Origin of the sequence: Brevundimonas bacteroides DSM 4726 (assembly GCF_000701445.1) — a bacterium.
Lineage (GTDB): Bacteria > Pseudomonadota > Alphaproteobacteria > Caulobacterales > Caulobacteraceae > Brevundimonas > Brevundimonas bacteroides.
The window spans coordinates 51,123-71,630 of record NZ_JNIX01000007.1; the positions used below are offsets into that span (position 1 = coordinate 51,123).

Annotated in this window: 18 protein-coding genes and 1 tRNA gene; 5 read left to right on the forward strand and 14 right to left on the reverse strand. The window is 67.7% G+C overall.

Annotated features, from left to right (window positions below):
* Positions 1–3: 3 nt before the first annotated feature.
* Positions 4–1,236 (reverse strand): 3-methyl-2-oxobutanoate dehydrogenase (2-methylpropanoyl-transferring) subunit alpha, encoded by a 1,233-nt coding sequence (locus Q333_RS0102525; protein WP_029415180.1) that lies wholly within the window; start codon positions 1,234–1,236, stop codon positions 4–6.
* 147 nt (positions 1,237–1,383) lie between these two features.
* Here Q333_RS0102525 and Q333_RS0102530 point away from each other — a divergent pair, with 147 nt between their 5' ends.
* The 3 genes from Q333_RS0102530 (at position 1,384) to Q333_RS0102540 (ending at position 4,100) form a co-directional block, all read left to right on the forward strand.
* On the forward strand, positions 1,384–1,872 hold the full coding sequence (locus tag Q333_RS0102530) for an Lrp/AsnC family transcriptional regulator (protein WP_029415181.1): 489 nt from the start codon (positions 1,384–1,386) through the stop codon (positions 1,870–1,872).
* 30 nt (positions 1,873–1,902) lie between these two features.
* Positions 1,903–2,838 carry a pirin family protein gene (locus tag Q333_RS0102535; RefSeq protein ID WP_029415182.1) on the forward strand — a complete coding sequence of 312 codons (936 nt, stop codon included), beginning with the start codon at positions 1,903–1,905 and terminating at the stop codon, positions 2,836–2,838.
* Positions 2,839–3,173: 335 nt separating this feature from the next.
* Positions 3,174–4,100, forward strand: coding sequence for a methyltransferase domain-containing protein (locus tag Q333_RS0102540; RefSeq protein WP_162175570.1), 927 nt, complete (start codon positions 3,174–3,176; stop codon positions 4,098–4,100).
* Positions 4,101–4,413: 313 nt separating this feature from the next.
* On the opposite strand, the gene Q333_RS0102545 is transcribed toward Q333_RS0102540, so the two are convergent.
* The 9 genes from Q333_RS0102545 to ileS all read right to left on the reverse strand — a co-directional run bounded on the left by Q333_RS0102545 (position 4,414) and on the right by ileS (position 15,205).
* Positions 4,414–4,489, reverse strand: a tRNA-Ala gene (locus tag Q333_RS0102545).
* A gap of 74 nt (positions 4,490–4,563) precedes the next feature.
* A complete protein-coding gene (locus Q333_RS0102550; protein WP_029415184.1) occupies positions 4,564–5,178 on the reverse strand; it encodes a DUF1134 domain-containing protein in 615 nt (204 codons plus the stop codon).
* A gap of 103 nt (positions 5,179–5,281) precedes the next feature.
* Positions 5,282–5,824, reverse strand: coding sequence for a TIGR00645 family protein (locus Q333_RS0102555; protein ID WP_029415185.1), 543 nt, complete (start codon positions 5,822–5,824; stop codon positions 5,282–5,284).
* Between the two features lie 15 nt (positions 5,825–5,839).
* Positions 5,840–8,263 carry a phenylalanine--tRNA ligase subunit beta gene (gene pheT / locus Q333_RS0102560; protein WP_029415186.1) on the reverse strand — a complete coding sequence of 808 codons (2,424 nt, stop codon included), beginning with the start codon at positions 8,261–8,263 and terminating at the stop codon, positions 5,840–5,842.
* Positions 8,260–8,724, reverse strand: a complete 465-nt coding sequence (locus Q333_RS0102565; protein ID WP_157072343.1) for a hypothetical protein — start codon at positions 8,722–8,724, stop codon at positions 8,260–8,262. The genes pheT and Q333_RS0102565 overlap by 4 nt, the downstream gene beginning before the upstream one ends.
* Positions 8,721–9,134 (reverse strand): hypothetical protein, encoded by a 414-nt coding sequence (locus Q333_RS0102570; RefSeq protein WP_051651075.1) that lies wholly within the window; start codon positions 9,132–9,134, stop codon positions 8,721–8,723. Before Q333_RS0102570 ends, Q333_RS0102565 begins: the two co-directional genes overlap by 4 nt.
* A 16-nt stretch (positions 9,135–9,150) precedes the next feature.
* Complete coding sequence (gene pheS / locus Q333_RS0102575; protein WP_029415189.1) at positions 9,151–10,227, reverse strand: phenylalanine--tRNA ligase subunit alpha; 1,077 nt, start codon at positions 10,225–10,227, stop codon at positions 9,151–9,153.
* Between the two features lie 52 nt (positions 10,228–10,279).
* Positions 10,280–11,203, reverse strand: a complete 924-nt coding sequence (locus tag Q333_RS0102580; RefSeq protein ID WP_029415190.1) for a hypothetical protein — start codon at positions 11,201–11,203, stop codon at positions 10,280–10,282.
* Between the two features lie 1,074 nt (positions 11,204–12,277).
* Positions 12,278–15,205 carry an isoleucine--tRNA ligase gene (gene ileS, locus Q333_RS0102585; RefSeq protein WP_029415191.1) on the reverse strand — a complete coding sequence of 976 codons (2,928 nt, stop codon included), beginning with the start codon at positions 15,203–15,205 and terminating at the stop codon, positions 12,278–12,280.
* 232 nt (positions 15,206–15,437) lie between these two features.
* On the opposite strand from ileS, the gene Q333_RS0102590 reads away from it, so the two are divergent.
* On the forward strand, positions 15,438–16,025 hold the full coding sequence (locus tag Q333_RS0102590) for a DUF3828 domain-containing protein (protein WP_029415192.1): 588 nt from the start codon (positions 15,438–15,440) through the stop codon (positions 16,023–16,025).
* A 3-nt stretch (positions 16,026–16,028) separates the two neighbouring features.
* Here Q333_RS0102590 and Q333_RS0102595 read toward each other — a convergent pair whose 3' ends face one another.
* The 4 genes from Q333_RS0102595 to Q333_RS0102610 are packed head-to-tail and all read right to left on the reverse strand — an operon-like array spanning position 16,029 to position 19,699.
* Positions 16,029–16,970 carry a bifunctional riboflavin kinase/FAD synthetase gene (locus tag Q333_RS0102595; RefSeq protein ID WP_035293648.1) on the reverse strand — a complete coding sequence of 314 codons (942 nt, stop codon included), beginning with the start codon at positions 16,968–16,970 and terminating at the stop codon, positions 16,029–16,031.
* A gap of 10 nt (positions 16,971–16,980) precedes the next feature.
* On the reverse strand, positions 16,981–17,433 hold the full coding sequence (locus Q333_RS0102600; protein WP_157072364.1) for a MaoC family dehydratase: 453 nt from the start codon (positions 17,431–17,433) through the stop codon (positions 16,981–16,983).
* Positions 17,434–17,474: 41 nt separating this feature from the next.
* Positions 17,475–18,344 (reverse strand): TIGR01459 family HAD-type hydrolase, encoded by an 870-nt coding sequence (locus Q333_RS0102605; RefSeq protein ID WP_029415195.1) that lies wholly within the window; start codon positions 18,342–18,344, stop codon positions 17,475–17,477.
* A gap of 38 nt (positions 18,345–18,382) precedes the next feature.
* Entirely contained in the window at positions 18,383–19,699 is a 1,317-nt protein-coding gene (locus Q333_RS0102610; RefSeq protein ID WP_029415196.1) for a metal-dependent hydrolase family protein, read from the reverse strand.
* 126 nt (positions 19,700–19,825) lie between these two features.
* Between Q333_RS0102610 and Q333_RS0102615 the strand changes: the two genes are divergently transcribed.
* Positions 19,826–20,506, forward strand: a complete 681-nt coding sequence (locus tag Q333_RS0102615; protein WP_029415197.1) for a murein L,D-transpeptidase catalytic domain-containing protein — start codon at positions 19,826–19,828, stop codon at positions 20,504–20,506.
* The last annotated feature ends 2 nt before the right edge of the window (positions 20,507–20,508 follow it).

The window sequence follows — 20,508 nt, forward strand, 5'->3', positions numbered from 1 at the left end:
GGCTCAGACCCCCACTTCGCGGCGCTGTTCGACCAGGCGCCAGTCCTCGGTGGCGTAAACCTCCTCGAACATGGTCTTCACGCTGGGGCGGGACTGGCCGAGCGTGCCGATGGCCTCGGCCTCCTTGCCCGCGGCCCGGACCTGTTCGACGGCGTCCTTTTCGGCCTCGGCCTGCTGCTCCTCGGACCATTCGCCGAGCGCGATCAGGTGCTGCTTCAGCCGCACGATCGGGTCGCCCAGCGGCCACTTCTCGTGCTCGTCGCCGGGGCGGTAACGGCTGGGATCGTCCGAGGTCGAGTGCGGGGCGCCGCGATAGGTGAACAGCTCGATCACCGTCGCGCCCTGGTTCGTCCGCGCCCGCTCCTCGGCCCACTGGGTCGCCGCCCAGACGGCCAGGAAGTCGTTGCCGTCGACCCGCAGCGCCGGCAGGCCATAGCCGATGGCCTTGGAGGCGAAGGTCGTCTCCAGCCCGCCCGCGATGCCCATGAAGGAGCTGATGGCCCACTGGTTGTTGACGACGTTCAGGATCACCGGAGCGCGATAGACGGCGGCGAAGGTGAGCGCGTTGTGGAAGTCGCCTTCCGCCGTGGCGCCGTCGCCGATCCAGCTGATGGCGATCTTGTCGTCGCCCTTGTAGGCGCTGGCCATGGCCCAGCCGACGGCCTGCGGCACCTGTGTGCCCAGATTGCCGCTGATGGTGAAGAAGCCGTAGTCCTTGGCCGAATACATGATCGGCAGCTGGCGGCCTTTGATCGGATCTTCGGCGTTGGAATAGATCTGGTTCATCATCGCCGCGAGCGGATAGCCGCGCGCGATAAGCAGGCCCTGCTGGCGATAGGTCGGAAAGCCCATGTCCTCTCTGGACAGGATCATGCCCTGGGCGACGGCGATGGCCTCCTCGCCGGTGCACTTCATGTAGAAGCTGGTCTTGCCCTGGCGGTGGGCGCGGTGCATCCGGTCGTCGAAGGCTCGGGTCAGGATCATGGCCTTCAGGCCCCGGCGCATCGTCTCGGGATCCAGCTTCGGGTCCCACGGCCCGACGGCCCGGCCCTCGTCGTCCAGCACCCGCACCAGGCGGAAGGCCAGATCCAGCATGGCGACCGGGCGCGCATCGACCGGCGGCCGATCCACGGCGCCGGCGGCGTCGATCTTGATGTGGCTGAAGTCCGGCGCGTCTCCCGGGCGGCCCGAAGGCTCCGGCACGCGCAGCGAGAGCGGCCTTGAGTTCCTGGTCATTCCATCCTGCCGTCCGGTTGATCCGAGCGCGTCACTGATTTCCGGCGCTCATAACACGCACCCCGCGTTAACGCTCGCCTATTATCGCCTTGCGCAAGCCCAGTTTAGGGTATTTTATTGCGCGATAGCGATAATCGGAGAAATGCCTTGGCTGACGAACTGGACCCGATCGACGCCCGCATCCTGGACATCCTGCAACAGGACGCCGGCCTGTCGGTCGCGGAGGTCGCCGAGCGGGTGGGCCTGTCGGCCTCGCCGTGCTGGAGACGGATCAAGAGACTGGAGGATACCGGCTTCATCCGCAAGCGGGTGACGCTGCTGGACGCCGGGCTCCTGGGTCTGGACTTCGAGGTCTACGCCATCGTCAAGCTGAGCCTTCCGTCCAAGGACAACCTGGATGCCTTCGAGGCCGCGGTCGCCAACTGGCCCGAGGTCGTCCAGTGCGCCACCATCACGGGTCGCGAGGACTATGTGCTGCGGATCATCACCTCGGACATGCATGCCTTCGACCAGTTCCTGCGGGAAAAGCTGCTCAGCCTCGGCATCGTCTCGGACTGCGAGAGCCACATCGTCACCCGAGGGGTGAAGAACGTGACCACCCTGCCGCTGGGCATCGTCACGCCCCACGTGCAATAGTCTCGGGCACAGTTCAGGAGGCCGCACAGCATGATCGAGATGGTGATCGACGCCCGCAGGAAGGACCTCGGCGGCTTCGAGGTCGGGCGCGTCCTGCCGTTCCATTCGCGCCGCATGATCGGGCCCTTCATCTTCCTGGATCACATGGGCCCGGCCGAGTTCGCGCCGGGGGCCGAGGCGATCAATGTGCGACCGCATCCGCACATCGGACTGTCGACGCTGTCCTATCTGTTCGAGGGCGAGATGCTGCACCGCGACAGCCTGGGCTACACCCAACACATTCGTCCCGGCGAGGTGAACTGGATGACCGCCGGCAAGGGCATCGTCCATTCCGAACGGACCGATCCGCTCAAAAGGGCGCAGGGCGGCCCGCTGAACGGCATGCAGGCGTGGATCGCCCTGCCGACCGAGGCCGAGGAAACGAATCCCAGCTTTCAGCACATCGGTGAAGAGGGACTGCCCCTCTATGAGAACGGCGGCCTGTTCGCGCGGCTGGTGGCGGGGGAGGCTTATGGCGCCAAGGCGGGGGTGCAGGTGTCCTCGCCGCTCTTCTACGTCCATTGGGAGCTGCAGGACGGCGTGCGGACCGCCCCGCCGCCGGGCAGCGGCGCCGGCGGCATGTCGGAGCGCGCGCTCTATGTCGCCAAGGGTTCGGTCGAGATCGGCGACCGCACCTTCCACGAGGGCCAGCTGGTCGTGCTGGAGCCGACGGCGGAGCCGACCGTGCGATCCATCGGCCCGTCGACGGTCATGGTGCTGGGCGGAGAGCCGGTCGGCGAGCGCCACATCTGGTGGAACTTCGTCCACTCGTCGAGGGAGCGCATCGAGCAGGCCAAGAAGGACTGGAAGGCCGGCCGCATGACCCTGCCGACCGAGGACGACCACGAGTTCATTCCTCTTCCGGACGACGCTGCGGTGACCACCCGTTCCGACCCGGTTTCCCCTGGGCCGACACATCCGGTCTAGGGCGACCAGACAAGGGCATGCCCCGCGATCGTCCCTGCTCGGTGGGGTCTGGCGTCCATTCTGCGGGGGCTCAACCTGAACGCATGAAACAGCCGAGCTCCATATGGCTCAGGTTGTATTGCTGGGGCTCGCACGTTAGCCCGGCTTATGGATCAGTGGTGGGTCGAACTGGAGCCTTCGAGCGGCGAACGGGTCGTCTGTTTACGGCGTGACGGCGTCGTCCATCGGGAACGGATCGAGGCGCGACATCTCGCCTCTCACCGCGACCCGATAGAGTGGCTCTGGCTTGTCGTGGGCCGAATGGACCGGTCGCTCATGGGCAAGTGGAAGTAGACGTGGCTTACCAAGAAATCGCAATGCTGGAGCCTATCGGTGCGCTGGATCACGAGCGTTACCTGGCTGCGAACCCCGATGTCCGATTGGCAGGATTGGACCCGGCTGTGCATTATGAGTTGCACGGGCACAGCGAGGGCCGACGCCAAGTTGTCGATCCCGCGCGCGTCATGGCCTTGCGGGAGGAGAAGCTCTCGCGCGTGCGGTTCAACCGGTCCTGTGCGAGAGCTGCGACGGGGGCCTTTGACGTCTTGTCGGCCGGAGCGCGCGCAAGCTTCAAGCTTCCAGAATATCCGCCGGTGGCAGAGAACGACTATGCGCCCGAACTGGTGGACATGATCCGTGGCAATCCGGACAGTCTTTTTCTGGACGTTGGTGCTGGGTTCAGACACGTTTACTATTCTAACGTCGTGAACGCAGAAATCTGGGCTGCACCTTCGACAGATGTGGTGTGTCTCGGTGAGGATCTGCCGTTTGAAGATGGGCAGTTCGACCACGTATTCTGCCTGGCCGTACTGGAACACACCAAAAGACCCTGGATCGCGGCCCAAGAGATCATGCGTGTTCTAAAGCCTGGCGGCACCATCCGCATTGACTGGCCATTTCTCCAGCCAATTCACGGCTACCCGCATCATTATTATAACGCGACCCCCATGGGCCTCATGTCCATGTTCGAGGATATGGATGTGCAGTCGGCCCGAGTTCGTCCCTGGCAGCACCCGATCTTCACCTTGTCTTGGTTCCTGAACGAGTGGGCGACAGGCCTGCAAGGCGCCGCGCTGGAAAGCCTGAAGTCACTGACAGTTCAGAACATTCTGGATGCGAATCCGGAGGTGTTGCTTCGCCACCCGTTCTGCCAAGAGCTTGGTGCGGCACGCCAGGAAATCATCGCTGCGGGGACCACCTTGATCGCCACGAAGCGAGCCTAGCCCGGAGGCACCCGGCTCACTCACCAAGCCTGGTCTCATGACACTGGAAGTCCGGTTCAAGGCCGATGACGACCTCCAAGGCACCAGTGATGTGACCTCACAAGAGCGCTGCGGAGGCCGTAACCGTCGAAAGCCTGGAAGCCGCGTGAACTCTGCTGATCCGCGTGTATCTGCCTCCTAGACGCGCGGTGCGGTCGGCACTGATGTGACGTTGAGCATTCTCGTCGTTGACCGACATCGACATCAGGTGAAACCTGGAACGCGCGCGTCGCAGGGCTTCACTGGAAGATCCAAGTCATCGCAGGCAAAAGCCTGGTGGAGCCGAGGGGAGTCGAACCCCTGACCTCGTCATTGCGAACGACGCGCTCTACCAACTGAGCTACGGCCCCGCGCCATTGGCAGCAGGAGCGGGCGACATAGAGGGGCCAAGCGGCCGGTGTCAACGGCCCTGCGCAGAGTGGCTTCAGAACGGCAGCAGGTTCCGCTGACGGCTGTAGGCCATGGTACCGACGTTGGCGCCGAGGCGCAGGCCAACGCCGGTCCGCACGGGGGCCAGCACAATGCCGTCGGCGCGCTGGTAGTTCACGCCCACGCCGCCGACCAGATAGGCCGAGCCCTCCACGCCCGGATAGCGGCGGTAGATCGCATCGGGATTGTAGAGGCCATAGACAAGCGTGAAGACGCGGCTGGCGTTGCCGCCGACGTCCCAGCCCACCGAGATGCCCTGCCAGAACACCTCGATCGAGGCGCTCATGTCCTTCATGTGCAGGGCGCCGCGGCCATAGCGCAGACCCACGACGGCGGCCCCTGCCCCCTCCTCGCCCGCGATATAGGCGGTGGGGGCGTCGCCCTGGTCGGCGAAGATGCGTTCGATGGCGGCGCCCATGGCTTCGGCGGCGATGCCGAGTTCGCGCGAGCCCGCCGCCACCAGCTCGTCGGCGGTGTAGGCCGGGGCATTGGTGTCGGATGCGATCGGATAGGCCGGTTCGACCGGCTGGCGCGGCTGGGTCGCGCAGGCCCCCAGGGAAGTGGCGGTCACGGCGGCGAAGCCGGTCTGGATCAGCTGGCGGCGGTGCATGAATGGTCCCCGGACTGGTTCGCCCCCTTGGCGTTCGGTCAGGGTCGGCGAGGTTTGAGTCAGCCTTGGGGCGGCAAGGTTAACGGAAACTTTCCGAGCCCGCTCAGTGCTTGTCCGTCTTGGCCGTCAGCCAGTCCATCAGGGCCAGCAGCACGCCGGAGACCACAAAGGTCAGGTGGATGATGACGCCCCACAGCATCGCCGCCTCGTCCAGCGGATAGCCGGGCTTGCCGATGTTCATGAAGGACTTCAGCAGTTGGATGCCCGAGATCGCCACGATGGAGGCGATCAGCTTCATCTTCAGGCCCGAGAAGTCGACGGTGCCCATCCACGGCGGGCGGTCGGTCTCGCCGTCCAGATCCAGCTTGGACACGAAGTTCTCATAGCCCGAGAAGATCACGATCAACAGCAGATTGCCTGCGAGCGACAGGTCCACCAGCGTCAGGACCGCCAGGATCGCCCCGTTGGAGTCCATCTCGTCGCGCGGCGCAAAGGCTTGGGGCAGGTAGTAGGCCAGATCGCGCAGGAAGACGGCCAGCAACATGACCAGGGCTAGCGCCAAACCGACGTAGAACGGCGCCATCAGCCATCGTGAGCGGAACAGCATCCGCTCAAAGGCCGTCTCGATCCTCGGCTTGACGCCCATCCTGAGCCCCCCGGGCTAGCTCCTGAGCCGCGCCCCCAGCTTTTCGGCGGCGGCGACAATGCGCCCAGACAGACCCTCGATATCGGCGTCGGTCAAGGTCGCCTCGCGCGGCTGGATCACGACCTCGATGGCGATGGACTTCGAACCCTCCGGCACGCCGGCGCCGCGATAGACGTCGAACACCCGAACGTCTGTGATCAGGGCCTTGTCCGCTCCCGCTACGGCACGAACGAGATCGCCCCCCGCCCGGCCGTCCTCGACCACGAAGGCGAAGTCGCGGGTCAGCGGCATCAGATTGGGCAGGTCGGCGTTGCCGCGCGCCTTGGTCGCCTTGGCCTTGGGCTCGGGCACAGCGTCCAGAACGATCTCGAACGCCAGCATGGGGCCATCGGCGTCCAGCGCCTTGAGCACCCGCGGATGCACCGCGCCGAACTCGGCGATGACTGTCTTGGGGCCCAGTTGCAGCCGCGCCGACCGCCCCGGGTGCCACCAGTCGCGGTTGGCCCCTTGCGCGAGCTGCATCGCCCCGACCGGCGCGCCGATCTGCTCCAGCAGGGCCGTCAGGTCGCCCTTCAGCGTGAACAGGGCGTCCTCTCCCGCCCCGCCCCAGTGCCGGGCGGCGCGGGGGCTGATCAGGCCGGCGATCACCGTCCTCTGCTCGCCCGGTCCATCGCCCAGATAGATCGGCCCGATCTCGAACAGGGCCACGTCGCCGTGACCCCGGGCGGCGTTCCTCGCCGCCGCCTGGATCAGGTTGGGCAGGACCGACGGCCGCATGCAGTCCAGGTCGGACGCGATGGGGTTGTCCACCACCAGACGCTCATCCCCTCCGCCGAACAGCTGCGCGATATCCCGCCGCGTGAACGACCACGTCACAGCTTCCGAATAGCCCATGGCCGCGAGCGCCCGGCGCGCGATCCGCACGCGAGCCTGACGGGCATTCAGCACGCCCCGGCTGGGCGCGCCCTGATCGGGCAGGGGGGTGTCGGGCAGGTGATCGTAGCCGTGGATGCGCGCGACCTCTTCCACCAGATCGGCGGGGCCTTCCACGTCGCGGCGCCACGAAGGGGGGGTGACGGTCCAGCGCTCGACCTGACCCGCGCCGCCCGCGGTCACCAGGAAGCCGAGCTGACCCAGGATCGTGCCGATCCGGTCATCGTCCAGGTCCAGCCCCGACAGCCGCTTCACATAGGCGGGATCGAAGGGGAACGGGGCCGGGTTCGCCGGGGCCTCGCCCGCCAGCACGATCTCCGAGGGCTCCCCGCCGCACAGGTCCAGGATCAGCCGCGTCGCCAGCTCCAGCCCCGGCACGACCGAGGCGGGATCGACCCCGCGCGCGAACCGGTACTGGGCGTCCGAGGTGATCCCCAGCGACCGCCCCGTCTGGGCCGTCGCGATGGGGTCGAACCAGGCGCTCTCGACGAACACATCGACCGTCGCATCGTCGCAGCCAGTGCTCTCGCCGCCCATGACGCCCCCCAGGCCGATGGGTCGTTCGCCGCCGGCGTCAGCGATGACGCAATCCGCCGGGGACGCCGCATAGGTCTTGCCGTCGAGCGCGATCAGGTGCTCGGGTTCGCCAGTCTCGCACGCCGCCTGTCCACCGCGCACCACAATCTCGGACCCGACCAGCTTGTTCGCGTCATAGACGTGCAGCGGCCGAGCCCGGTCATACGCAATCAGATTGGTCACATCGACCAGCCGGTTGATCGACCGCAGCCCGATCGACGTCAGTCGTCTTTGCAGCCACTCCGGCGACGGCCCGTTCTTCACCCCCCGGATCAACCGACCGGCGAACACCGGGCACAGCTCCGGCGCCTCGATCCGCACCGAGACGGGACAAGGGAAGCCGCCCCGGACGACCGCGATGTCGAAATGCTTGAGCGTGCCCACGCCCGCGGCGGCCAGATCGCGCACGATGCCCGTCACCCCCAGCCAGTCCGGCCGGTTGGGCGTCACCTCGAAATCGATCACCGGTTCCGCGCCGAACAGCTTGGCCACCGGCGTGCCCACTGGAACCTCCGGAGGGAGTTCCTGGATACCGTCACTCTCGTCGGCCAGCTGCAGCTCCGAAGCCGAGCACAGCATGCCGTTCGACACCACACCGCGCACGGGCTTCTCGACCAGCGTCACGCCCAGACCCGGCACATAGGCCCCGATCGGCGCATAGATGGTCGTCAGGCCTGCCCGGGCGTTCGGCGCTCCGCAGACGATCTCCTTCAGGCCGTCGACGGTCTCGACCTGGCAGACCCGCAGCCGGTCGGCGTCGGGGTGTTGAACCGCTTCCACGATCTTCGCCACGGTGAAGGGCGCCAGGGCGGCGGCTGGATCGTGGACCTCCTCGACCTCCAGTCCGGCCATGGTCATGGCGTCGGCGACCTCGGCCGCGGTGGCTGTCGTGTCGAGGTGATCCTTCAGCCAGGACAGGGAGAACTTCATGACGGCGAGACCAGTCCCAGGATTACCTGGATGAGGATGAACAGATAGGCGAAACCCGATAGCCAGAGCGCGATCGTGAACCGCATGGTCCGACCCATGACCAGCTTCAGCCCATGCTCCAGGATGGCCTCTTCGGTCACCCGCTCAGCAGCGATGCCCGACGATGTGGCCCACAGCGTCGTGCAGCACAGGCCGACCGCGAGCAGCAGCAGGATCAGCGCAGCGGTCGCCCAGCCCCCGTCCGCCCGCTCGGACAGATACAGCGCGAGCGCCGCGAAGATTCCGTCCGCCGACATCAGCCCGCCCGCCTTGCCCATGATGCGGTCCAGCGCCGTCACGCAATAGCTCGAGGCCGCCTTGGGTCCATCCAGATAGGCCATCAGCGCCTGGCGATAGGCCAGCCGGTCGGACGCGCGCACCGGCACGCCCAGCATCGCCGTCAGGAGCGGTGTGGAGCTCAAGCCACGCTCCGGATGGACAGGATCTGCTCCAGGATCGCCGCATTGCCGGTGAAGCCGAGCCCGTGGAACTCGCAGCCGTCGAAGGTGCAGTTGCGGACCGGGATGGCGCCGATCGCCATATTGGCCACAGGCCGCAGCACCATATTGGCGATGTCGCCCTTGGAGTTGCCAAAGTTGGTGGCTTCGAAGTTCGTCCCGTCCAGCACCAGCATCACCGCCGGCCCTTCGATGCGGCAGCCCCTGAAGGTCACGCCCTCGATCACCGACCGGCCCTGGCGCAGCGTCGCCATGAACAGCTCATAAAGCGGCATGTCTTCGTTCTCGAAGACGCGCTTGGTCAGGTCCGAGGCCGGATTGAAGCGGCGGCCCAGCCCGGTCATCGGCAGTTGCGACGGATCGACAAATGTCATGGGTCAGGTCCGGGGTTCAGCTCAGGCCGGAGGCCAGGTTGGGCGCAGCGAACGCCGAAAAGCCATAGTGGGCCAGCCAGCGCACATCGGCCTCGAACATGGGACGCAGGTCCGGCACGCCGTATTTCAGCATGGCCAGGCGATCGACGCCCATGCCGAAGGCGAAGCCCTGCCACTGGTCCGGGTCGATGCCGCAGTTCCGCAGCACATTGGGATGCACCATCCCGCAGCCCAGAATCTCCAGCCAGTCGTCGCCCTCGTTGAGCACCAGCTTGCCGCCCGACCGGTCGCAGCGGATGTCCATCTCGGCCGAGGGCTCGGTGAAGGGGAAGTGGTGCGGCCGGAACCGGGCGTCCACGTCGTCCAGCTCGAAGAAGCGCGCCACGAAGTCCTTCAGCGTCGTCTTCAGATGCCCCATGTGGATGTCCCGTCCGATCACCAGACCCTCGATCTGATGAAACATCGGGGTGTGGGTCGCGTCGGAATCCTTCCTGAAGGTGCGGCCGGGCGCGACGATGCGGATCGGCGGCTCCTGGCTCATCATGGTGCGCACCTGCACCGGGCTGGTGTGGGTCCGCAGCACCTTGCGCTCCCCCGTCTCCGGGTCGGGCCGCAGGAAGAAGGTGTCGTGCATCTCCCGCGCCGGATGCTTGGGCGGGAAGTTCAGGGCCGTGAAATTGTGGAAGTCGTCCTCGATGTCCGGGCCCTCGGCGACCGAGAAGCCCATTTCCGCAAAGACGGCGATCATCTCGTCCATCACCTGCATGGTCGGGTGAACCCCGCCCTTGCGACGCGACCGCGCCGGCAGGGTCAGATCGACGTGCTCCGCCGCCAGACGCGCGTCCAGCTCGGCGGCTTCCAGCTCGGCCTTCTTCGCCGCGAGGGCCGAAGCGACCCGGTCCCGCAGGCCGTTGATGACCGGCCCCTGCTCGCGACGCTCCTCGGGGCTCATCGCCCCCATGCCCTTCAGCAGACCAGAGATCGTGCCGGTCTTCCCCAGCGCCGCGACGCGCACGGCCTCCACCTCGGCGACGGTCGCCGCCCCGCCGATGGCGTTGATCAGATCCAGTTCGAGGGTTGCCAAGTCGATCATGGCGGCAGGCTCTAGCCGCTCAAGGCTCCAGACGGAAGACGGCGGAGGCGGTTCAGCCGCGCTCGCCCGGCTCCTGGCGATAGGGCATCTCCTGCCGGTAGGGTCGGCCCTCGCCCGTGTCGCCCGGCGGCAGGTCGCCATAGTAGCCCGCGGGCGGGGTCACATAGATCGGCGCGGGCTGATAGTCGACCGGCGGGGCCTGGACGATGATCGGCTGCTGATGGACGGGCGGGGCCGGGGCGTACTGATGCCCGCCCGTCACCGCGCCGCCGCCCTGATAGGCATAGCCGCCGCCGTAGGCCTGGCTCTCGCTGTAGCTCTCGTAGGTGGCGGTGCTGGAGCCGTAGGCGCTCTGGTGATCCTGCTCGAAATACACCTGGGGCGGGGCTTGGACGACCGACGGCTGGGCGTAACCGTAGCCGCTTCCGTAGCCATGTCCGCCGCCATGGCCGTAGCCGCCGCAGACGCCGTCGCAGGGGCGCGGGCGCGGCGGGCGGCAGCCGCCGCAGCGGTCCGTGGTCACATATCGCCGACCGAAGCCGTGGACGGTGTAGCCGAACGGCCGGCTCGGCCCGTAACCCGGCCCGCTGACGTAAACGTATCCATAGCCGCTGCCATAGCCGTATCCGCCCAGGTCGATCCCGCCCGAACCTACGGCGATCATGCCGCCGTGCCCGCCGTATCCGCCGCGCACCTGTCCCAGATCATAGGCGCGTGCGTTGATCGAGGCTCCGGCCCCCGCCGAGGCATAGGCGCTGGCGTTCGCATTGGCGTTCACATTGACGTTGATGTTGCCGCCGTAGTGGCCGCCTCCGCCACAGCCGCCCCGGCAGCCGCCGCCCGGATGCCCGCCGCCTCCGTGACCCCCGCCATGATGCCCGCCACCCCCAGGTCGGTCTCCAGCGAGCGCGGGGGTGGCGGCCATGATCAGCAGGCCGAGAAGCGAGGCGATGAGGGTCGAAAAAAGTCGGGACACGGCAGACTCTCCAGGCGGATCATGCCGTCCTAGAGTGTCGTGGTGCGTTTGGGTTCCGGATGCTCCCTGGGCGCGAGAGCGCCGTTCCAGACGTGGTTAAACTTCGCGCGTGTGGCGTGAAGGTGGGGCGTGGAGCCAGTGCGGCGGCCGCATCCGCGTCAACCCGATCCGCGCGACGGAAGAGATCGCCGCCACGCCCGATGCGGCCTGAGGCGCCGTCCCGGAAGCCTGGCGGTTGCCGGGATCGCGCCCCACGTCCCTTCGCCCCTTGCGGGTCGACGAAGGATCGCGAGCTGTTTTTCTCAATCATCCAACGACGCCCGGAATCAGCGAGTAAAATCAACGCCCGCTCCGTTTGAGACGCTCTGAACGCGCCCTCATTGAAACCTGCCTTACAATCACCCCCGGTTCCGTCGCCTGGGAAGGGCGCAAGGCCTTGCGAGCTTGTCGCGGCGGAAGCGGTTGGAGCGGGGGCTCCCGAGGTCCAACGACCGGAGGCCGTGAAGAGCGGTCGTCCGGCGTCCGGATCAAGGGGGTGGTTCACGGGTCCTTCGGGGCTCGCGGCGATAAGGGCGTCGGCAGAAGACCGGCGTCGTTCAGGGGATCGGCTTTCGCAAGCACGCCGACCTTCCCGCCGGAGGCGTCAGTAGCGGCAAGGCTCTAACAGGGCCGTTGGTCCCCGGTCAGTCGGCTTCGAGCGACGCGGGGCCGTCCGCTTCCGGTCAGACCAGCCGCGCGGAGCAGTCAGCGTTCGCCGAAACACAAACCCATACGGTCTCCGGGCGAAGGCCCGGCTGCTCCGCCCGCCCTTCCCATCCCGTTCACAGCGGAAGAGCGTCGACGCATGCCTGTTTCCCTCCGGCTCTCCGCCCCCTGGGCGGAGACAGGCGGCAGAGCCGCCAGAGGCGGGCCCGTGACCGCGCACTCCGCACAACGCCAACGCCACTGTCGCCGGCTTAGTCGGTCCTCATCCGCGCCACTGCCTCGCCCCCCTTCGTCTCGGCGCTGGTCGCGCCGATCCACTCCCCCATCGCCGATGGCGACGGGGGAGAGACGACAAACGGTCTTTGACAATCAGCCCCTTTGCGCGTCCCACCAGCGGACCGCGTCCGCGTCCCTCGCCGAAAGGTCGGGATAGTCCCGGTCCGACCCTACGTCCGGCACACGCCGCCAGGAGCGGGCGCACTTGGCGTAAGGCGCGACCGCGACCTCTGCAGATACTGTCTCGCCGCCGACCCGCAGCTCTGCGCCAGACGTGCGGAACACCTCCGCCGCGTCCAAGCCGTCGAACGCCGCGAACGCCTCCGCCGGTCCCGACACTGTCGGCCAGGCGTCCAGCGCCCCGCCGATCAGCTTGTCGCGGCGCGCCGCTTCCAGCGCGTCGTTGACGACCGAGACGACCGTCTGGACCTTGGCCCACCGCTCGGCCTCCGCCGCATTCTCCCACTCGGCCGGCGTCTCCGGGATCACCCGCGCGCAGTTCGTGCCCGCGTCCGGATACCGCGTCGTCCACGCCTCCTCCATGGTGAAGGGCGTCAGCGGCGCCAGCCACGCGGTCAGCCTCAGAAAGACCTCCTGCATCACCGTCCGCGCCGCCCGCCGCCGCATCGCGTCCGGCCGGTCGCAGTACAGGCTGTCCTTGCGGATATCGAAGTACAGCGCCGACAGATCGCCCGCGCAGAACTCCAGAACCGGCCGCACCACATCCTGGAAGCGGTAGGTCTCGTAGGCCGCCCGCACATCCCGATCCAGCTCCCACAGCCGGTGCAGGATGAACCGCTCCAGCGGCGGCATGTCGGCGTACTCCACCCGTTCGGCCTCGTCGAAATCGGACAGCGCGCCCAGCAGATAGCGAACCGTATTCCGCAGCTTGCGGTACGCATCCACCGTCGTCTGCAGGATCTGCTTTCCGATCCTCTGGTCCTCGGCATAGTCCACCAGCGCCACCCACAGGCGCAGGATGTCGGCCCCACTTTCCTTGATGACCACGGCCGGATCGACGGTGTTGCCCTTGGACTTGGACATCTTCTCGCCGTTCTCGTCCTGGGTGAACCCGTGGGTCAGAACGGCCTTGTAGGGCGCGCGGCCCCGCGTGCCGGACCCTTCCAGCAGGTTTGACTGGAACCAGCCGCGATGCTGGTCCGAGCCTTCCAGATACAGGTCCGCCGGCCAGTGGCTCGGCCGGTCGCCGACATAGCCCTTGGCCGGATCGCGCGGCTCCAGCGCGAAGGCATGGGTGCAGCCCGAGTCGAACCAGACATCCAGGATGTCCTCGACCTTCTCGTAGCGCGCCGGATCGTGCGCCCCCAGAAACTCGGCGTCCGGCGTCTCGAACCAGGCGTCGGCTCCGCCCTTTTCGATGGCCGCGATGATGCGGGCGTCGACCTCGGGATCGTGCAGCGGTTGGCCCGTGTGCCTGTCGACGAACATGGCCAGGGGCGTGCCCCAGGCCCTCTGCCGGCTGACCAGCCAGTCGGGCCGGCCCTCGACCATCGACCGGATCCGGTTCTTGCCCGCCGCCGGATGGAACGCCGTCTGGTCGATCGACTTCAGCGCGACCTCGCGCAGTGTCTCGCCCGTGCCGTGGTCCAGCGCCTGGTCCATGCGGATGAACCACTGCGGCGTATTGCGAAAGATCACCGGCGCGCGCGAGCGCCAGCTCATCGGATAGGAATGCTCCAGCCGACCGCGCGCCAGCAACGTCCCGGCCTCGATCAGCGTCTCGGTCACCGCGCCGTTGGCTGGCCCGAATTTGCCGATCTTCTTGCCCTCGGTCTCCAGGATCTTAAGCCCGGCGAACAGCGGCACGCCCGGATAATAGGCTCCGTCCGGATCGACCGTGTCGGGCACCTCATGATGGCCGTGCGCGCGCCAGACCTCATAGTCGTCCGCGCCGTGTCCCGGAGCCGTATGGACGAAGCCCGTGCCAGCGTCGTCGGTGACGTGATCCCCGTCCAGCAGCGGCACGTTGAACCGGTATCCGTCGTCCAGCTCGGCCAGCGGATGGGCGCACACCAGCCCCGCCGGATCGATGTCATCCACGCGGGTGAAGGTCGCCACCCTGGCCGCCTTCATGACGTCCTCGGCCAGCTTGTCTGCCAGGATCAGCCGGTCGCCCGCCTTGGCCCAGGGCTGGAACTCCAGGCCCTGCTCGATCGACTGCACCTCGTACAGGCCATAGGCGATCTCGGGCCCGAAGCTGATCGCCCGGTTGGCAGGGATGGTCCACGGCGTGGTCGTCCAGATCACCACGCTCGGCGTCGACTGCCGGAACGCCAGCAGGTCGTCGGGATGGTCATCCGTCGCCGCGATGACCGGGAACTTGACCCAGATCGTGGGCGAGACGTGGTCGTGATACTCGATCTCGGCGTCGGCCAGGGCCGTCCGCTCGACCGGCGACCACATCACGGGCTTGGACCCGCGGTACAGCTGGCCCGAGTTCTTGAACTTGTGGAACTCCTTCACGATCGCGGCTTCGGTCGTGAAGTCCATCGTGGCGTAGCGGTTGGCGAAGTCGCCGGTGACGCCGAGCCGCTTGAACTGTTCGGCCTGCACCCCGATCCAGCCCGCCGCATACTCTCGGCAGGCGGTCCTGAACTCGGCCTTGGAGACCTCGTCCTTGCGCCGTCCCTTGGCCCGGAACTGCTCCTCGATCTTCCACTCGATCGGCAGGCCGTGGCAGTCCCAGCCGGGCACATAGTCGACGTCGTAACCCAGCAGGAACCGGCTCCGGACCACGAAGTCCTTCAGCGTCTTGTTCAGCGCATGGCCGATGTGGATGTCGCCGTTGGCATAGGGCGGGCCGTCGTGCAGCACATAGAGCGGCGCGTTCTGCTTCTGACGCTCGGCGCGCAGCCGGCCATAGAGGTCGCCCCATTGCTCAAGGATCAGCGGCTCCTTCTGTGGCAGGCCTCCGCGCATCGGGAACGGCGTCTCGGGCAGGAAGACGGTCTCGCGATAGTCGCGGCCTGCGGGTGCGGAATCGGTCGGGGCGTCGGACATGGTCTGTCTCGGAAAAGTCGATGGGCGTTCGGCGTGGGATCGGACCCGGTCGGCGCGGGGGCTGAAGCGCCCCGGCTTACGCCGCCGGGCCGGTAATCCGGATCGAGAGGATCGTGCGCCCTTGCATGGCGGCGGTCTATCAGGGCCGAGGGGCTGGGAAAAGCCGCGCGTTCGGCTAACGTCCGCTTCGACCGGCGTTCGATCAGAAACGCCGCAAGAGGGGAGACCATCCATGCGCATCCTGATTTCACTCACCGCGGTGGCCGCCTGCGCCGCCATCGCCGCCTGCTCGCCGGCGGAAGAGGCCGCTCCCGCCGACGGGGCCGCCGCCGACGCCTCCGCCTCGGCCGGGGCGGTGATCCCGCCGACGGGCTCGGAGCCCGTGACCCGCGAGCAGATCTACGCGGCCGCAGCCGAAGGCCCCGAGGCCTTCGCCCGCGCCATCTACGGCATGTACGCGACCGGCGGACCGCAGGGCGAGCCGCCTGCGCCCGGTCAGGATCCAATCTATTCGCGGACCCTCAATGCCCTGATCGGCAATGACTTCCGTGCCGCCGGGGGCGAAGTGGGAACGATCGACTACGACATCTTCTGCCAGTGCCAGGATCAGGAGGGCTTCGCTGTGAACTCCATGGCCGCGGCCCAGAGCGACGAGAACACGGCCGCGGTATCCGTCGTCTTCACCAACATGGGCGAGCAGAAGACCGCCATCCTCAACCTCGTCCGTGAAGGCGGCAACTGGAAGGTCGACGACGTCGAGATGGGCATGAACGAGTCGGTCAAGGACATCCTGACCGAGGCGGCCGAAGGCCAGGGCTGAGGCTCAGGCACGGGCGGCCAGCGCCGCCCGTGCCGCCTTCGCGTCCTCGTCGATCTGGACCTTTAAGGCGTCCAGGCCGTCGAAGCTCATTTCGCCGCGCAGCCGCGCGATCAGCTGCGTCTCGACGACCTGGCCGTACAGATCGCCCGAGAAGTCGAACAGCCAGACCTCCAGCAGGGGCTCGGGCGTCTCGAACATGGGCCGCACGCCCAGATTGGCGACGCCGTTGACCACCCGCCCGTCCGGCAAGCGCGTTCGGGTAGCGAACACCCCATAGGCCGGGCGCATATAGTCGCCCATCCGCACATTGGCCGTCGGCACCCCGATGGTGCGGCCGCGCTTGTCGCCGTGGACCACCTCGCCTTCGATGGCGAAGGGGCGGCCCAGAATGCGCGCCGCCCGCGCCATGTCGCCCGCCGCCAGCGCCTCGCGCACGGCGCTGGACGACAGCTTCAGCCCGCTGCGGTCATCGACCCGCTCGGTGACCGAGACCGAGAAGCCGAGCTCCCGCCCGATCCGCGTCAGGGCCTCCGGCGATCCTGTCCGGCCCTTGCCGTAGGTGAAGTCGAAGCCGACCGCGGCATGCTTCAAGCCCAACCCACCGGCCAGCACATCGCGGGCGAAGGCCTCGTCCGACATCGCCGCCATCTCGCGGTCGAAGGGCAGCAGATGCAGCCGCTCCACGCCCTGCGCCTCCAGCGCCCGCGCCATCTGGCCGATCGTCATCAGGCGAAACGGCGCGGCCTCGGGCTGGAACCAGCGCCGCGGATGCGGCTCGAACGTCACGACGGCTAGGGGCGCGGAAAGCCGCTCGGCAGCCTCGCGCGCCGCGCCGATCACCGCCTGATGGCCGCGATGCACGCCGTCGAAGGCGCCGATGGCGGCGGCCGCTCCGCGCTGGTCGGGCGTCAGGTTGCGCCAGCCGTGAACGATCTGGATCGGCACGACGGCCCGGTCAGTCCTTGGCCGGGCGACGGCGGCGGGGAACGCGGACGATGGCCTCGCCCTCCATGATCATGTCCTCGCCGACATAGCCCTCGGTGCGCAGCGTCACCCGGGCGGATTCGGCATCGACCGCCGCGACCGTGATCCGCGCCTGCACCACATCGCCGATCCGCACCGGGCGATGAAACGCCAGCGTCTGGCTCAGATAGATGGCGCCCGCCCCCGGCAGGATGGTCCCCACCACCGCCGACCCGAACGAGGCGCTCAGCAGCCCATGCGCGATCCGCCCGCGATAGGCAGTCTTGGACGCGAAGGCCTCGTCCATGTGCACGGGATTAAAGTCGTCCGACGCCTCGGCGAACTGGACGATGCGGTCTTCGGTGACCGTCACCTCCTTGATCGCCACCATGCCGGGCGACAGTTCTTCCAGTATGTAGCCGCCCGAGGCGTGAGGTCCGGTGATCATCGGCCGGTGTTAGCGGCGCCGTGGCGATTTGGCGAGGACTACCAACGGAGCTCCAGCGCCGCGTATCGCGCATAGGCCGTCTCGGCCTTCAAGAGGGCTCCTGCTCGTTCCGGATCGAGCTGACCGTCGTCGCCCCGCGCCGCGTCGCCGTGGATGCCCTGGGCGATGAACAGGCAGTCCAGCGCCTGGGCGTTGGCGCCCAGCACATCGGTCACCACCCCGTCGCCGATGCACAGCACCCGCGACCGGTCCGCCGGTCGACCCAGCAGCCGCTCCGCCTCCGTCATGGCCAATGCGTAGATCGGCCCATAGGGCTTGCCGACCATCGTCACCCGCCCGCCAAGTTCCTCGTAAAGGTCGGCCAGCGACCCGCCGCAGTAGATGATCTTGTCCCCGCGCTGCACGATCCGGTCGGGGTTGGCGCAGATCAGTTCCAGCCCCCGCGCGACGGCGGGCGTTAGTCGCTCGCGATAATCCTCGGGCGTCTCGGTCTCGTCGTCCTCGGGCCCGGTGACGGATATGAAGGCGGCGTTGTCCGCGCCCGTCGCCCGCTCCAGACCCAGGCCGTCATACAGGGGCCAGTCGCGATCCGGCCCGATGATCCAGGCCGGTCCCGGCGCGCGCCTGGCCAGTTCCGCCCGCGTCGCGTCGCCCGACGTCACGAAGGCCTGCCAGCTCTCGCGCGGCACGCCCAGCCGGTCCAGTTGCTCGATCACATCCGAGGCCGGACGCGGCGAGTTGGAGATCAGCACCACCTGACCGCCCTGCCGATGGAACTGCATCAGGGCGTCGCAGGCCTCGGGCCAGCTTTCGCGGCCGTTATGGATCACGCCCCAGACGTCGCACAGCAGCACATCGTAATCGGCGGCGACGGCCGACAGGCGGGGCAGGGCGTGGGGCAGAGTCATGGACTGCCGTCTAGCCCGACCCCGCCCCGGAACAAAGATCAGTCGTTCCTGTGAACCACACCCGACCGCATCACGAAGTCCATGTCCTCCAGCACGGTCACGTCCGACAGCGGATCGCCGTCGACAGCGATGATATCGGCGGGCATGCCCGGCGCGATCCGGCCCGCCTCGTTGGACAGTTGAAGATGCTCGGCGGCGACAACTGTCGCGGACTGGATCGCCTCCAGCGGCGTCATCCCCGCGCGCACCAGCAGGGCGAACTCCTGGGCGTTGTCGCCGTGGGCCGAGACACCGCTGTCGGTGCCAAACGCGATTTGCACGCCGCCCTCATGCGCCCGGCGCGCCATGTCCAGCATCTTCGGTCCGGCCTCCAGCGCCTTGGCCGTCTGAGCCGGCGTGAAGAAGTTGCCCGGGCTCGACGCGATCCGCGCCACGAAGTCTCCGGCCAGCAGCGTCGGCACCAGATAGGCGTCGTTCTGCCGGAACAGGCGGATGGACTCGTCGTCCAGATAGGTCCCGTGCTCGATCGAGTCGCCGCCGGCCCGCAGGAAGGCGTTCACCCCGTCGCCGCCGTGGGCGTGGGCTGTCACCCGGCGGCCCATGCGATGACCCGCCTCGACGATTGCGGCCAGCTCGGCCTCGCTGAACTGCTGGGCCAGTCCCGCCGCCGTGTTGGACAGCACGCCGCCTGTCGCCGTGATCTTGATGACGTCGGCCCCGGCGCGGACCTGGGTCCGCACCGCCCGCATGCAGTCCTCCGGCCCCGAGCAGATGCTCTCGGACGACAGTAGGTGTATGATGTCATCGCTGTAGCCGTTCACGTCGCCGTGGCCGCCGTGGATGGAAATGGAGCTGCCGGACGCGATGACGCGCGGTCCGGGGATCTGACCGGCGGCGATCCCGTCGCGCAGGGCGAACACCGCGTCGTTCGGCCCGCCCAGGTCGGCCACCGTCGTGAAGCCCGCCATCAGGGTGCGACGAGCATACTGGGCCCCCAGGATCGCCCGGTCGGCGTCGCTCTCCGTCACCGCCATCAGGCGGGCGTTCGGGTTCTGCTGGCTCGTCAGATGGACGTGGCTGTCGATCAGTCCGGGCAGGACGAAGTGCTGGCGCAGATCGACGACATTGCCCTCGCCGACGAAGCCGTCGCGGATTTCGACCACCCGGCCGCCTGTGATCACGACAGTTTTATCGCGCAGCACAACGCCGCGCTCGGGGTCCGCCAGAAGCCGCCCCGCCTGAACGAACACGGTTTCTCCGCCAGAGGGAATCGCCTGCGAGGGCGGGCTCTGTTGCGCCTGCGAAGCGCCGACCACGGCGAAACTCGCGAGCAGGGCAAGGGCAAAGGACTTCATGAACACCTCCCGATTATTGTCCTCCACCTTACCCCGCGTCGGTCTGTCGCCAAGCCTTGGCTTGATCGGGCAGTCTGATTTGTGAAACACCTCGTGACTTCGGTTCAACCGCTACGAGGGCGTCGCATGCGGCTGTCGAGACGAGGTTTGATTCTGGGTGGGTCGGCCGTGCTGGCCGGTTGCGCCACGGCCGCGCCCCCCCCGCCGATCACGGTGGCTGAACTGCCGCCGCCACCGCCCCAGCCGACCTATACGCCGGCCCTCCAGATCACCCCGCCGCCTCTCGATCCCCAGCGCCTGGTCCGCCCGGAGCTCATGAGCCGCGCCATGGCCGCGCTCGACATCCATCACGAGCGCCTGCCGCTGCGTGACCGGATGTATCTCGTCGACTTCCAGAAGTTCTCCGGCGACACGCGGTTGTTCGAGGTCGACCTGATCGGCGGCCGCGTCACCGCCTTTCGTACCAGCCACGGTCGCGGGTCGGACCCGGAGCACTCCGGCTTCGCTCGTCGGTTCTCCAACGAACCCGAGAGCTACATGTCATCGGTCGGCGCCTACGCCACCGCCGGGGCGGGCTGGGGTCCGGCGCAGGGGCCGAACGTCCTGCTGGACGGGCTAGAGTATACCAACAACATGGCGCGCGACCGAGCGATCATCGTCCACGGGGCCGATTACGCCGATCCGGATTTTCTGGCGCGAGAAGGTCGTTTGGGCCGCTCCTACGGCTGCTTCTCCACGGCGCACGCCGATCTGCCGATGCTGCGCGAGCGCATGGGCCACGGCCGTTTGCTTTTCGCCTTCGCTTAAGG

Bases quoted from the DNA above. Each gene is read 5' to 3' on its own strand.
- Q333_RS0102570 (WP_051651075.1), bottom strand. From the start codon at position 9,134: ATGACATTTGTCGATCCGTCGCAACTGCCGATGACCGGGCTGGGCCGC.
- pheS (WP_029415189.1), bottom strand. From the start codon at position 10,227: ATGATCGACTTGGCAACCCTCGAACTGGATCTGATCAACGCCATCGGC.
- Q333_RS0102605 (WP_029415195.1), bottom strand. From the start codon at position 18,344: ATGACTCTGCCCCACGCCCTGCCCCGCCTGTCGGCCGTCGCCGCCGAT.
- Q333_RS0102555 (WP_029415185.1), bottom strand. From the start codon at position 5,824: ATGGGCGTCAAGCCGAGGATCGAGACGGCCTTTGAGCGGATGCTGTTC.
- ileS (WP_029415191.1), bottom strand. From the start codon at position 15,205: ATGTCCGACGCCCCGACCGATTCCGCACCCGCAGGCCGCGACTATCGC.
- Q333_RS0102535 (WP_029415182.1), top strand. From the start codon at position 1,903: ATGATCGAGATGGTGATCGACGCCCGCAGGAAGGACCTCGGCGGCTTC.
- Q333_RS0102615 (WP_029415197.1), top strand. From the start codon at position 19,826: ATGCGGCTGTCGAGACGAGGTTTGATTCTGGGTGGGTCGGCCGTGCTG.
- pheT (WP_029415186.1), bottom strand. From the start codon at position 8,263: ATGAAGTTCTCCCTGTCCTGGCTGAAGGATCACCTCGACACGACAGCC.
- Q333_RS0102525 (WP_029415180.1), bottom strand. From the start codon at position 1,236: ATGACCAGGAACTCAAGGCCGCTCTCGCTGCGCGTGCCGGAGCCTTCG.
- Q333_RS0102550 (WP_029415184.1), bottom strand. From the start codon at position 5,178: ATGCACCGCCGCCAGCTGATCCAGACCGGCTTCGCCGCCGTGACCGCC.
- Q333_RS0102610 (WP_029415196.1), bottom strand. From the start codon at position 19,699: ATGAAGTCCTTTGCCCTTGCCCTGCTCGCGAGTTTCGCCGTGGTCGGC.
- Q333_RS0102590 (WP_029415192.1), top strand. From the start codon at position 15,438: ATGCGCATCCTGATTTCACTCACCGCGGTGGCCGCCTGCGCCGCCATC.